The organism is Rhizobium sp. SVR5-9E (assembly GCF_056755095.1).
This window is the reverse complement of the sequence record NZ_JBNDHS010000021.1, coordinates 62,366-73,664: the sequence shown is the minus strand read 5'-3', so window position 1 is coordinate 73,664 and position 11,299 is coordinate 62,366. Positions and strand designations below refer to the sequence as shown.

Sequence of the window (11,299 nt, the reverse complement as noted above, 5' to 3'; positions counted from 1 at the left end):
GACTAGTCGTCGGCAGCGTCAGATGTGTATAAGAGACAGCCCCACAAGGGGGAGGGTTGGACCCCTCAAACCCTCTCGATCACCGTTGCCGTGCCCATGCCGGCGCCGATGCAGAGCGTGACGAGCGCCGTATTCAGGTCGCGGCGCTCCAACTCGTCCAGAACCGTGCCGAGGATCATCGCGCCGGTCGCACCGAGCGGGTGGCCCATGGCGATGGCGCCGCCATTGACGTTGATCTGGTCGTGCGGGATCTCGAAGGCCTGCATGTAGCGCAGCACGACGGCGGCGAAGGCTTCGTTGAGCTCGAAGAGGTCGATATCGGCAAGCGACATGCCTGTGCGCTTCAGGAGCTTTTCGGTGACGTCGACCGGGCCGGTCAGCATCAGCGCGGGGTCGGAGCCGATATTGGCGAAGGCCCTGATGCGCCCGCGGGGCTTCAGGCCCATGTTCTCGCCGCCGGCCTTGGAACCGAGCAGCACGGCAGCGGCACCATCGACGATGCCCGACGAATTGCCGGCGTGGTGGACGTAGTTGATACGCTCGACCTCCGGATGAGCCTGGATGGCGACGGCTTCGAAGCCGCCCATCTCGCCGGGGAGCTGGAAGGAAGGGTTGAGCGCCGCCAGCGCCTGCATGTCCGTGCCTGGGCGCATGTGCTCGTCGTGGGCGAGGATGGTGAGCCCGTTCTGGTCCTTGACCGGGATGACGGAGTTCTTGAAGTAGCCCTTCTCCCAGGCGTTTGCCGCGCGCTTCTGGCTCTCGACGGCATAGGCATCGACGTCATCGCGCGAGAAACCGTATTTTGTGGCGATCAAATCAGCCGAGACGCCCTGCGGCATGAAATAGGCCGGGAAGTTGACCGAGGGGTCCATGAACCATGCGCCGCCCGCCATGCCGAGGCCAACGCGCGACATGCTTTCGACGCCGCCTGCAATCACGATGTCATCGGCGCCCTGGGCGATCTTCGCCGCGCCGAAGTTCACGGCGTCTAGGCCGGAGGCGCAGAAGCGGGAGATCTGCATGCCCGGCGCGCGGGTGGAATAGCCGGCCTCGAAGGCGGCGGCCTTGGGGATGACGGCGCCGGCATCCATGACAGGATCGACGCAGCCCATGATGATGTCATCGACGGTCGTCGTATCAAGCCCGTTGCGGTCGCGGATCGCTTCCAGCGTCTTGGCGGCGAGGCGGACGGAGGGAACCTCATGCAGCGAGCCGTCCTTCTTGCCGCGGCCGCGTGGCGTACGCACGTGGTCGTAAATGAAAACCTCGGTCATTGTTTCGTCTCCCTGGCGGCCATGGCGGCCGGTCAATATAGTTCCCTTCTCCCCTCGGGGAGAAGGTGGCCCCGAAGGGGTCGGATGAGGGGGCGCCAAAGCTTCGGCCTCCCGGCCGTTCGCGCTTGCCGCGCCCACCCCTTATCTGTCCTTCGGACATCTTCTCCCCGCTGGGGAGAAGGGATTTCAGTCAAAAGGCCTCGGCGGCCAAGGTCATCATCGTCTCTGCGCCGGTTTCGATGCGGGCTTTGCGCAGTGCCGTTTCCGGCATGACGCGCTCCATGAAGAAGCGGGCGGTCACGAGTTTATTGCGCAGGTAGCTTTCGCGCGGCGTATCGCCCGAAGCAAGGCCATCCTCAGCAGCTTTCGCCATTCTCGCCCACATGTAACCCAGAATGACGAGGCCGAAGAGATGCATGTAATCGGTCGATCCGGCACCGGCGTTGTCAGGTTTCGCCATCGCGTGCTGCATGAACCACATGGTCGCCGCCTGCACATCGTTCAAGCCCTTCTTCAGGTTCTTGGTGAAGAAGGTCATCTTCTCGTCGCTGCGGTGTTCCTCGCAGAAATCGGCGATCTCCTTGAAGAGCGCCATCACGGCACGGCCGCCGTTCAGGCCCAGCTTTCGGCCGACGAGGTCGAGCGCCTGGATGCCGTTTGCGCCTTCGTAGATCATGGCGATCCGGGCGTCGCGCACGTACTGGCTCATGCCGTGTTCTTCGATATAGCCGTGGCCGCCGAAGACCTGCTGGGCCATGACCGCGTGCTCGAAGCCCTTGTCGGTCATCACGCCCTTGAGGATCGGGGTGACGAGACCGAGAATATCGTCCGCCGTCTGGCGCTCCTGCTCGTCGGCGGAGCGGTGGGCGATGTCGGATTTCAGCGCCGTCCAGAGCAGGAAGGCGCGGCCCGCCTCGTTGAAGGCGCGGATCGTCATCAGCGTACGCCGGATATCCGGATGAACGATGATCGGATCAGCCTTCTTATCGGGCGCCTTTGGGCCGGAAAGCGAACGGCCCTGGATACGCTCGCGGGCATAATCGACGGCATTCTGATAGGCAATCTCAGCAACCGCCAGACCCTGAAGCCCGACGCCGAGGCGCGCCTCGTTCATCATCACGAACATGGCGTTCAATCCGCGGTTCTCCGACCCGATCAGGAAGCCTGTCGCTTCATCATAGTTCATGACGCAGGTGGCGTTGCCGTGGATGCCCATCTTGTGCTCGATCGCGCCGCAGGAGACTGCGTTGCGCGCGCCCGGCGTGCCGTCTTCATTGACGAGAACCTTCGGCACGATGAAGAGCGAGATCCCCTTGGTGCCCTCCGGCGCGCCCTCGATCCGCGCCAGTACCAGATGGACGATATTATCCGTCATGTCGTGCTCGCCGGCGGAGATGAAGATCTTCTGGCCGGTAATCTTGTAGCTGCCGTCCGCCTGTGGAACCGCCTTAGTCCGCAAAAGGCCGAGATCGGTGCCGCAATGCGGCTCGGTCAGGTTCATGGTGCCGGACCATTCGCCGGAGACCATCTTCGGTAGGTAGGTCTGCTTTTGCTCGGGCGTGCCGTGGACAAAGATTGCGGCAATCGCACCCTGGGTCAGGCCCGGATACATCATCAGCGACATATTGGCGGCAGATGTATATTCGCCGACGGCACAATGCAGCGTGTAAGGCAGTCCCTGCCCGCCGAATTCTTCGGGGACCGCCAAACCCACCCAGCCGCCGTCGCTATAGGCCTTGTAGGCTTCCTTGAAGCCCTTCGGCGTGGTGACCGAGCCGTCATCCGCGCGCTTGCAGCCTTCCCGATCGCCGGAGGCATTGAGTGGAAGAAGCACTTCCTCGGCGAACTTCGCGGCCTCGCCCAGAATGGCCTCGAGCATATCCGGCGTCGCATCGGCAAAGCCCGGGAGGTTGTTGTAGCGCTCCAGACCCAGCACATCGTTGAGCACGAAGAGTGTGTCGTTCACCGGGGCCTTGTAGACTGGCATCGTTCGAATTCCTCCAATTCGGCAACCGGATCGAGCCCGGCTTTTGACAGTGTCTTACAAAATATTGACGTTTGCGTAAACGTCAAATTCTGCATTCGCGGGAATTTCTGAAAAGATTTCGTGAGCGCTGTCGGGAGCGGCAACATTTGAAACGTCCTAGGGCTGTCGAACATTTCGTCGACACAGCACAAGGAGGAAAAACCGTGCTCAAGGTCAGTTCGAGTCTCTGGTTCGAGAAGGACGTCCAGCAGGCCGTTGAATTCTATGTGGCGACGATTCCGAATTCGTCCATGGGGCGCATGACCGTCCTTCCGGCTGAAACGCCAAGCGGCCCTCCGGGCAGCGTCAAGATCATTGATCTCGAACTGGCAGATCAGCATTTCACGGCTATGGAAGCGGGTCCGTTCGAAGCGTTCAACCACGCTTTTTCGATCTCGGTGCAATGCGAGACGCAGGAGGAGATCGACAGGATATGGCACGCCTTCCTGATAAACGGCGGCGTGGAGGAGCACTGCGGTTGGCTGAAGGATCGCTGGGGCCTCTCCTGGCAGATCGTTCCGCGCGCGCTGATCGAGATGGTTTCCGATCCCGATCGCGAGCGCGCCAAGCGTGTCACCGAAGTCATGCTCGGCATGGTGAAGCTCGACATCGAGAAGCTCGAAGCCGCATTTCGCGGCTAGGCAATAACCCCAGACATCTAGAGCATCAGCTTCTCTTCGCTCCATCCAAGGGCGTCAAGTTCGCCGCCGCGGAACTTTGCGTCGTCATCGACGATGAACTCGTCGAGCTGCGGCGGCTCGACGCTTGTTCCGGCGAGCATCGCGTGAACCTGGCCGCGGTGATGCGTCTGATGCTGGAAGAGATGGCTCAAGACATCCTCCATGCGCTCCTTCTGGATGCGGCCGGTGCGCTGAAGATCAATGACGGACACGAGCTTTTCCGGCGTAAGGACTTCGCAAAGCGCCACGAGGCGTCGATCGACCTTGCGCTGCTCGGCGGCAAGCGCAGCGACCTCATCGAAGGGCTCTTCGACGTCGAAGGCTTTCAGGCCCAAGGAGCCGCCTTCCAGTCCGTCGACATAGAACCAGTCGACAGTGATGATGTGATTGAGCGTCGCCTTGATCGAGGGGAAGAAGCTCACGCGTTCGGCCTCGAATTCCCCGGGCCGGAGAGACGAGCAGGCAGCAAGAAGGCGATAGTTCGCGAGCGCGTTGTTATAGGAAAGCTTGCGGAAAACCCGGCACGGATCGAAACGTGGCATGACGCACCCTCCTCGTCTGCGAATTAGCGTAGCTAGGCGTGGTCGGGTGCAGCGTCAATGCGGACGGCCGGCAACCGGATGGCCTCGCTATGAACCGGCAAGCGGCTCCGCGAGCATCCTTTAAATCAGTCGCCTTCCTGAAAAAGCCGAAACTGCGCAGCCTCGAGGTCCTTCGGCGGCTGCAAGCCGAGGTGCTTCCAGGCGGTGGCCGTCAACACGCGGCCGCGCGGCGTGCGTTGTATAAAGCCCTGCTGGATCATGTAGGGCTCGATGATGTCCTCGATCGCATCGCGCGGTTCGGACAGACCAGCGGCGATCGTCTCTATACCGACGGGACCGCCACCGAAATTGACGGCGATCATGTTGAGGTAGCGCTTGTCCAGCTGGTCAAGGCCGACGCTGTCGACGAGCAGGCGGGTGAGTGCCTCGTCGGCGATCTCGCGGGTGACGGCTTCGGCCCTGGCGACTTCGGCGAAGTCACGTACGCGGCGGAGCAGACGGCCGGCGATGCGCGGCGTGCCGCGCGCCCGGCGGGCGATTTCGCGGGCGCCGTCATCGGTCATCGGCAGGTTCATCAGCCGGGCGCCGCGCCGCACGATCGATTCCAACTCCTCGACGGTGTAGAAGCTGAGCCGCACCGGAATACCGAAGCGGTCACGGAGCGGCGTCGTCAACAGGCCGAGGCGCGTGGTCGCGGCTACGAGCGTGAATTTCGAGAGATCGATCTTCACCGAGCGGGCGGCCGGACCTTCGCCGATGATGAGGTCGAGCTGGAAATCCTCCATCGCCGGATAAAGGATTTCTTCGACGGCCGGATTCAAGCGGTGAATTTCATCGATGAAGAGCACATCGCGCTCCTCCAGATTGGTCAGCAGAGCGGCAAGATCGCCGGCCTTGGCGATGACCGGACCGGAGGTGGAGCGGAAATTGACGCCCAGCTCCTTGGCCATGATCTGCGCCAGTGTCGTCTTGCCGAGGCCCGGCGGACCAACGAACAGAACATGGTCCAGCGCTTCGCCGCGGTTCTTGGCAGCCTCGATGAAGACCTTGAGGTTGGCACGTGCCTCCGCCTGGCCGGTGAATTCGTCCAGCGACTGCGGGCGCAGCGTCACATCGAGGTCTTCGCCCCGCTTTTCCGGCGATATCAGGCGGGCATCATTCATAGGCATTTCCGTTTAAAGCTTGTTCAAGTCCATACACCAAGCCGCAGGCATTGGCACCCTTGCGGGATATCACCGCGCCAACTCCTTCAATCCCAGCCTGATCAGCTTGGCGCTGTCTGCGCCGTCACCTGCAGTCTTCATCGCTGCTGCAACTGCATTTGCTGCCTGGTCGCGCGAATAGCCGAGATTGGTCAGCGCCGAGACGGCATCGGCGACCGGAGCCGAGGCGACGCCTTCACCGATTTCCTGCTTGAGGCCGATATTGATCGCCTCGCCTGAATAGGCGGGTGTCTTGTTCTTCAGTTCGGTGACGATGCGAACCGCGACCTTTGGGCCGACGCCCTGGGCGCGGGAAACGGATGTCTTGTCCTGCAGCGCGATGGCGTTGGCGAGTTCGCCTGGTGTGAGCGTCGAAAGCACGGCAAGCGCCACCTTGGCGCCTACGCCCTGCACGCTCTGCAGCAGGTTGAACCATTCGCGCTCGAGCACGCTCATGAAGCCGAAGAGCTTCAACTGGTCTTCGCGGACATAAGTCTCGATGAAGAGGACGCAGGCTTCGCCTACGGAGCCGATCTTCGACAGGGTGCGGCCGGAACAATAGGCGACGTAGCAGACGCCGTGCACATCAACGAGCACATAGTCGTCGCCGATTTCCTCGATAGTGCCTTTGAGCTTGCCGATCATGAAAAGGTCCGTCAGGGATGGGTTTCGGGGGAGACAATGGAAATCAGCGGAAAATAGGTTCGGTATTTCGCAACATCACGGCTGAGCAACCTGTAGCCTTTCACCATCGCATGGGCTCCGATGTAGAAATCCGGAAGCGGCGACCGTTTGTCGCCGCCGGACCGGCGGTATTGCAGAAAGGCATGGCCGGCTGAAAAGGCAGCCTCCCATGGCAGTTCTTCCCGACGGAAAAGACTGGGCGCAAGCGCCGATTCCAGCTCTTCGCTCGTGGCGTAGCCAGCAGCCATCTCCGCATAGATCAAAGGATTGATGAGCAATGGCCCTTCTGCGCGAGCAACCGCGAGCTGCTCTGTCGACCAGTCGGTGAAGGCACCGCGCGCATGGAATACGTCGATCAGGATGTTCGTGTCTACCAGCGTCGCCACCAATCAATCCCTCAAAAGGCGATAGAACTCCTCGCCGCTCATGTCGCCGAGAGACATGGAACCCTGATGCCTCCGAAGATGGTCGATGAGTTCGCGAACATCACGATCGACCTGATCCCGAGACCTCTCGATGAGGCGAAGCACAGCTTCGCCTTCGCGCAAAACGAACTCGACTTCGCTCCCCGCCTCGATTCCCAAGTTGGACCGAACGTTTTTCGGGATGGTGACCTGGCCTTTTTCGGTAACGCGCATGGTAATACCTCTTGAGTATTACTTACCGGCCCCACGAGAACAAGTCAAGAACATACCCTAACCTGCCAACGCCGCCATGCGCATTCGGCTGCTGCCGCGGTTGTGGGCGTGGCAGATGGCGATTGCGAGTGCATCGGCGGCGTCATTGCCTTTGAATTCCACCTTCGGCATCAGAATCTTGAGCATCATGTGGATCTGCTGCTTCTCGCCGTGACCGACGCCAATGACGGCTTTCTTGACGGCATTGGGGGCATATTCGGATACCTGCAATCCGGCACGCGCCGGCACGAGCATCGCGATGCCGCGGGCCTGACCGAGCTTCAGTGTTGCGACCGCATCCTTATTGACGAAGGTCTGTTCGACGGCTGCTTCGTCGGGCTTGTAGATGTGCATGATCTCGGCAAGGCCATCGTGCAACTGGCAGAGGCGGGAGGCGAGGTCCATATCGCCATCGGAGGTCACCGTTCCAGAGGCCACGAAGCGCAATGAATTGCCGAGCGTATCGATAATTCCCCAGCCGGTGCGTCGAAGACCTGGGTCGATGCCGATGATGCGAATCGTATTTTGCATGGCTTACCTTATTGCGATGCCGGAATAAGTGCCAGAAAGATGTGAACAGAACAAAAACATTCGCCTGTTACGGCCGCTGTTTACCACGAATTAAATTCATTGCCTGAAATCTAACCGATCAAATATGAGAGGAGCCCCTTTTCGCAAAGGTTAAAACTCCCCGTGTTCTGCTTTTTGGTCAGCCGGCGCGTTCCGCCGGCGAAGGCGCTTCGAGGGGTTCGTAGCCATGGCTCAGAGATTTCAGTCGCTATCCTTCAAGGTTATTGCGACTTTCATTTTGCTCACCGCACTTGCGGTAAGTGCGATCAGTGTTCTCGGCTATTTCGCCAGCAGCCGCATCTCGGATGCGCAGGCACTGAAGGCGAAGGAAAGTTTGCTCATCTTCCGCGGCGACATGCTGCAGGATCAACTGGCGCAGCTTGAAAATCAGGCGAGTTCCATCGCGCGCATCGAGGCGCTGCAAATGTCGATCACCAGCCTGAAGAGCGGTTGGAAGACGATCGAAAAATCCTCAGGTGACGTGCGCGGCGAGCTCAAGAAGGTGTTCATCACCAATAATCCGAATCCCGCCGATCAGCGTGAAAAGCTGATGAAGCCGGAAGGTCCGAGCGGCTTCTACTACTCCAATCACGAGAAGACACAGGGCGAAGTTGCCCGCGATCTCGAAAACACCACTTTCAGCGACCTGCTGATTGCGGATCTCGACGGCTCGGTTCTCTATTCCTACAAGAAGGATGACAACTTCGCCGAGAACATGAAGACTGATGCCTGGAAGGCTACAGGCGCGGGCATCGCTTTCTCCAGAGCGATCGAAAACACAACGAAGGCAACGGACGATTCCGCGCCGACCGCATTTTCCGGCCTGCGCGTCGATGTTGCGAGCGGCAAGTCGGCGATCTTCTATGCCGTGCCGATCATCAAGCTCGGCCAGCCGAAGGGCATCATTCTCTTCAAGGTGCGCGACGATATCATCACCAGCATCCTGGCCAAGGGCATCGTTTCCGGCAGTACGGCTCAGGCGGCCATCATTTCCAGTGACGGTTCGGCCGTCGGTCTCAACGCCGAAGGCCATCTCGCTACGCTCGATACGGCGCCGTTTACCTTCGTGCAGGATGCGCTTGCCAGCAGCGATGGCATGACGGTCGACGACTTCACCCGTGCCGACGGCACCGCGCGAGCCTATGTCCGCTCAGTCACCTATCAGGGGCAGCGCTTCCTTGTCGTCGAAAGCGTCCTGCTCAGCGAGCTGAATGCGGGCTCGATCGAGATTGCGACGCTGCTGACCATGATCGGCCTCGGCGCTCTGATCGTCATGGCCCTTGCGACCGGGCTTGTGACCAGGCTGCTCTTCTCGCCACTTGAACGGCTTGCCGGAAATACCCGGGATGTCGCCGACGGCAAGCTGGACGTCGAGATCGGCAGCCAGAACCGTCACGATGAAATCGGCATGATGGCCAAGGCGCTCGCCCGCTTCAAGCAGTCGCTGATCGAAAGCCGGGCGTTGGAAGCAGCAAGCACCGAGACCCGCGCCCATGCGGAACGCGAGCGTCAGGAGAATCTGGCGCTGCGCGAGGCGGAAGCGAAAACTTTGCAGGATGTCGTGCGGGCGCTGGACGAAGGGCTGCATCATCTGGCGAACGGCGATCTCGCCTATCAGATCGAAACGCGCTTCCCGAACGAGCTTGAGGGCTTGCGGGTCAACTTCAACGAGGCGCTCGCCACCCTCAGCCAGACGATGACGGCGATCGGCGGCAACTCCATGGCGGTCCGCTCCGGCTCGGAAGAGATGCGTACCGGCGCCGACGACCTTGCCGGGCGCACCGAGCGCCAGGCGGCATCAATCACCGAAACGGCGAACGCGATCGACGCGATCACCCAGTCTGTCCGCATTCAGATCGAGCGTGCCGAACAGGCCGAGCGCATCGCCCGCGCCGCCAAGCAAGAGACAACCGGTTCGAGCCAGATTATGCGTGAGACGATCGCTGCCATGGAGGCAATCCAGTCCTCCTCGCGGCAGATCAACACGATCATCAGCGTCATCGACGACATCGCCTTCCAGACCAACCTTCTGGCGCTCAACGCCGGTGTCGAAGCGGCACGCGCCGGTGAATCCGGCAAGGGCTTTGCAGTTGTTGCGATGGAGGTCCGCGAACTGGCGCAACGCTCATCGAGCGCCGCCAAGGAGATCGCGAGCCTGCTGCAGAAATCGACTCACGAAGTCGAATCCGGCGTGTCGCTCGTCGAGCGGGCTGGTGTGGCTCTGACGGGCATCGGCAGCCATGTGGAAGCGATCAACGGCCAGATCCATGAGATCATGGAATCGACCCGCGAAGAGGCGGATACGCTTCGCCAGATCAACACGGCGGTTTCCGAGCTCGACTCGATGACGCAGCAGAACGCCGCCATGGTCGAGGAAACGACCGCAGCGATCCACCGCCTTGCCGCAGAGGCAGTGGAGATGGACCGCCAGCTCGGCAACTTTACGCTGCCCGATGATCATCGTCAGCACGGCGCTGAAATCCACGTCCTCCGGCATCGGCGACAGACGGCTTGAAAACAACGAGAAAAAGGGCCGGGAAACCGGCCCTTTTCTTGAGCGCATGATTTGGAATGCGCGATACCAGAACCTACATAGACCTGTCTCCATCCCCCGACCCGCAGGTTTTCCACATGATCCCCTTTTCCATCCTCGACCTTTCGCCCGTAGCCGACGGCACGACCATCAGCCAATCCTTTGCGGGCTCGGCGCGCATGGCGCAAAAGGCGGAGGAGTACGGCTACAAGCGTTTCTGGCTGGCGGAGCATCATGGCATGCCGGGCATAGCGAGTGCCGCGACCGCGGTCGTCATCGGCCATGTCGGTGCGGCGACCAAGCGCATCCGCATCGGCTCAGGCGGCATCATGCTGCCGAACCACTCGCCGCTAGTGATCGCAGAACAGTTCGGCACGTTGGCAGCGCTTTTCCCGGGCCGCGTCGATCTCGGCCTCGGACGCGCGCCGGGCACGGATATGCGAACCGCCCAAGCGCTCCGCCGCAATCTGGAAGCCGGCGCTCACAGCTTTCCGAACGATGTCGTCGAACTGCAGCAGTTGCTAGGGCCGCCCTCTGAGAACCAGGCAATCCTTGCCGTTCCCGGCAACAATTCGCATGTGCCGATCTGGCTTCTCGGCTCCAGTCTCTACAGCGCGCAGCTTGCGGCGATGCTCGGCCTGCCCTATGCCTTCGCCTCACACTTCGCACCAGACATGCTGCTCGATGCCATCGATATCTATCGCAGCAAGTTCCAGCCCTCCGCATCGCTCGACCAGCCTTATGTGATGGTCGGCGTCATGGGCTCCGTCGCTCCGACGGACGAGGAGGCGCAATACCACTTTACGTCCGCGCAACAGCAATTCGTCAACCTGCGCCGCAATGTCCGCGGTCCATTCCCGCGGCCGGTCGAGGACATGGAAAGCTTCTGGTCGCCGATGGAGAAGCTCAACGTCGAGCATACGTTGCGTTATGCGGTTGTCGGTTCGCCGGAGACTGCAGAAGCCAAGCTCACCGAGTTCCTGAAGGAGACCGGAGCGGACGAGCTAATCATCTCCATGCCGATCCACGACATCGAAGCGCGGCTGAAATCCGTCGCGATGTTTGCGGGACTGGGCAATTTCATGCGTGTTGCGGCCTAGAATCAGAGCCT

Annotated in this window: 11 protein-coding genes; 3 read left to right on the top strand and 8 right to left on the bottom strand. The window is 60.9% G+C overall.

Translation table 11 applies throughout. The features are described from left to right. Positions 1 to 65: 65 nt before the first annotated feature. A complete protein-coding gene (locus ACPYOJ_RS12850) occupies positions 66 to 1,274 on the bottom strand; it encodes an acetyl-CoA C-acetyltransferase (RefSeq protein WP_481416588.1) in 1,209 nt (402 codons plus the stop codon). Positions 1,275 to 1,464: 190 nt separating this feature from the next. Continuing rightward, on the bottom strand, positions 1,465 to 3,261 hold the full coding sequence (locus ACPYOJ_RS12845; protein WP_481416587.1) for an acyl-CoA dehydrogenase C-terminal domain-containing protein: 1,797 nt from the start codon (positions 3,259 to 3,261) through the stop codon (positions 1,465 to 1,467). 203 nt (positions 3,262 to 3,464) lie between these two features. Between ACPYOJ_RS12845 and ACPYOJ_RS12840 the strand changes: the two genes are divergently transcribed. Next, entirely contained in the window at positions 3,465 to 3,941 is a 477-nt protein-coding gene (locus tag ACPYOJ_RS12840; RefSeq protein WP_481416586.1) for a VOC family protein, read from the top strand. A gap of 17 nt (positions 3,942 to 3,958) precedes the next feature. On the opposite strand, the gene ACPYOJ_RS12835 is transcribed toward ACPYOJ_RS12840, so the two are convergent. From ACPYOJ_RS12835 to ruvC, 6 genes are all read right to left on the bottom strand, one after another. Beyond that, positions 3,959 to 4,522 carry a DinB family protein gene (locus ACPYOJ_RS12835; protein ID WP_481416585.1) on the bottom strand — a complete coding sequence of 188 codons (564 nt, stop codon included), beginning with the start codon at positions 4,520 to 4,522 and terminating at the stop codon, positions 3,959 to 3,961. 125 nt (positions 4,523 to 4,647) lie between these two features. Next, complete coding sequence (ruvB, locus tag ACPYOJ_RS12830) at positions 4,648 to 5,685, bottom strand: Holliday junction branch migration DNA helicase RuvB (protein ID WP_481416584.1); 1,038 nt, start codon at positions 5,683 to 5,685, stop codon at positions 4,648 to 4,650. A 69-nt stretch (positions 5,686 to 5,754) separates the two neighbouring features. Beyond that, a complete protein-coding gene (ruvA, locus tag ACPYOJ_RS12825) occupies positions 5,755 to 6,369 on the bottom strand; it encodes a Holliday junction branch migration protein RuvA (RefSeq protein WP_481416583.1) in 615 nt (204 codons plus the stop codon). 11 nt (positions 6,370 to 6,380) lie between these two features. Continuing rightward, the gene (locus tag ACPYOJ_RS12820; protein ID WP_481416582.1) at positions 6,381 to 6,794 is read right to left on the bottom strand and encodes a type II toxin-antitoxin system VapC family toxin; all 414 of its coding nucleotides are present in this window, start codon (positions 6,792 to 6,794) and stop codon (positions 6,381 to 6,383) included. A gap of 3 nt (positions 6,795 to 6,797) precedes the next feature. After that, on the bottom strand, positions 6,798 to 7,046 hold the full coding sequence (locus ACPYOJ_RS12815; RefSeq protein WP_481416581.1) for an AbrB/MazE/SpoVT family DNA-binding domain-containing protein: 249 nt from the start codon (positions 7,044 to 7,046) through the stop codon (positions 6,798 to 6,800). A gap of 57 nt (positions 7,047 to 7,103) precedes the next feature. After that, a complete protein-coding gene (gene ruvC / locus ACPYOJ_RS12810; RefSeq protein WP_481416580.1) occupies positions 7,104 to 7,616 on the bottom strand; it encodes a crossover junction endodeoxyribonuclease RuvC in 513 nt (170 codons plus the stop codon). A gap of 226 nt (positions 7,617 to 7,842) precedes the next feature. Here ruvC and ACPYOJ_RS12805 point away from each other — a divergent pair, with 226 nt between their 5' ends. Both ACPYOJ_RS12805 and ACPYOJ_RS12800 read left to right on the top strand, forming a co-directional pair. After that, positions 7,843 to 10,170 carry a methyl-accepting chemotaxis protein gene (locus tag ACPYOJ_RS12805; RefSeq protein ID WP_481416579.1) on the top strand — a complete coding sequence of 776 codons (2,328 nt, stop codon included), beginning with the start codon at positions 7,843 to 7,845 and terminating at the stop codon, positions 10,168 to 10,170. Positions 10,171 to 10,286: 116 nt separating this feature from the next. Continuing rightward, the gene (locus ACPYOJ_RS12800) at positions 10,287 to 11,288 is read left to right on the top strand and encodes an LLM class flavin-dependent oxidoreductase (RefSeq protein ID WP_481416590.1); all 1,002 of its coding nucleotides are present in this window, start codon (positions 10,287 to 10,289) and stop codon (positions 11,286 to 11,288) included. Positions 11,289 to 11,299 lie beyond the last annotated feature (11 nt).

Bases quoted from the DNA above. Each gene is read 5' to 3' on its own strand.
- ACPYOJ_RS12815 (WP_481416581.1), bottom strand. From the start codon at position 7,046: ATGCGCGTTACCGAAAAAGGCCAGGTCACCATCCCGAAAAACGTTCGG.
- ACPYOJ_RS12800 (WP_481416590.1), top strand. From the start codon at position 10,287: ATGATCCCCTTTTCCATCCTCGACCTTTCGCCCGTAGCCGACGGCACG.
- ruvC (WP_481416580.1), bottom strand. From the start codon at position 7,616: ATGCAAAATACGATTCGCATCATCGGCATCGACCCAGGTCTTCGACGC.
- ruvB (WP_481416584.1), bottom strand. From the start codon at position 5,685: ATGAATGATGCCCGCCTGATATCGCCGGAAAAGCGGGGCGAAGACCTC.
- ruvA (WP_481416583.1), bottom strand. From the start codon at position 6,369: ATGATCGGCAAGCTCAAAGGCACTATCGAGGAAATCGGCGACGACTAT.
- ACPYOJ_RS12835 (WP_481416585.1), bottom strand. From the start codon at position 4,522: ATGCCACGTTTCGATCCGTGCCGGGTTTTCCGCAAGCTTTCCTATAAC.
- ACPYOJ_RS12805 (WP_481416579.1), top strand. From the start codon at position 7,843: ATGGCTCAGAGATTTCAGTCGCTATCCTTCAAGGTTATTGCGACTTTC.
- ACPYOJ_RS12850 (WP_481416588.1), bottom strand. From the start codon at position 1,274: ATGACCGAGGTTTTCATTTACGACCACGTGCGTACGCCACGCGGCCGC.
- ACPYOJ_RS12845 (WP_481416587.1), bottom strand. From the start codon at position 3,261: ATGCCAGTCTACAAGGCCCCGGTGAACGACACACTCTTCGTGCTCAAC.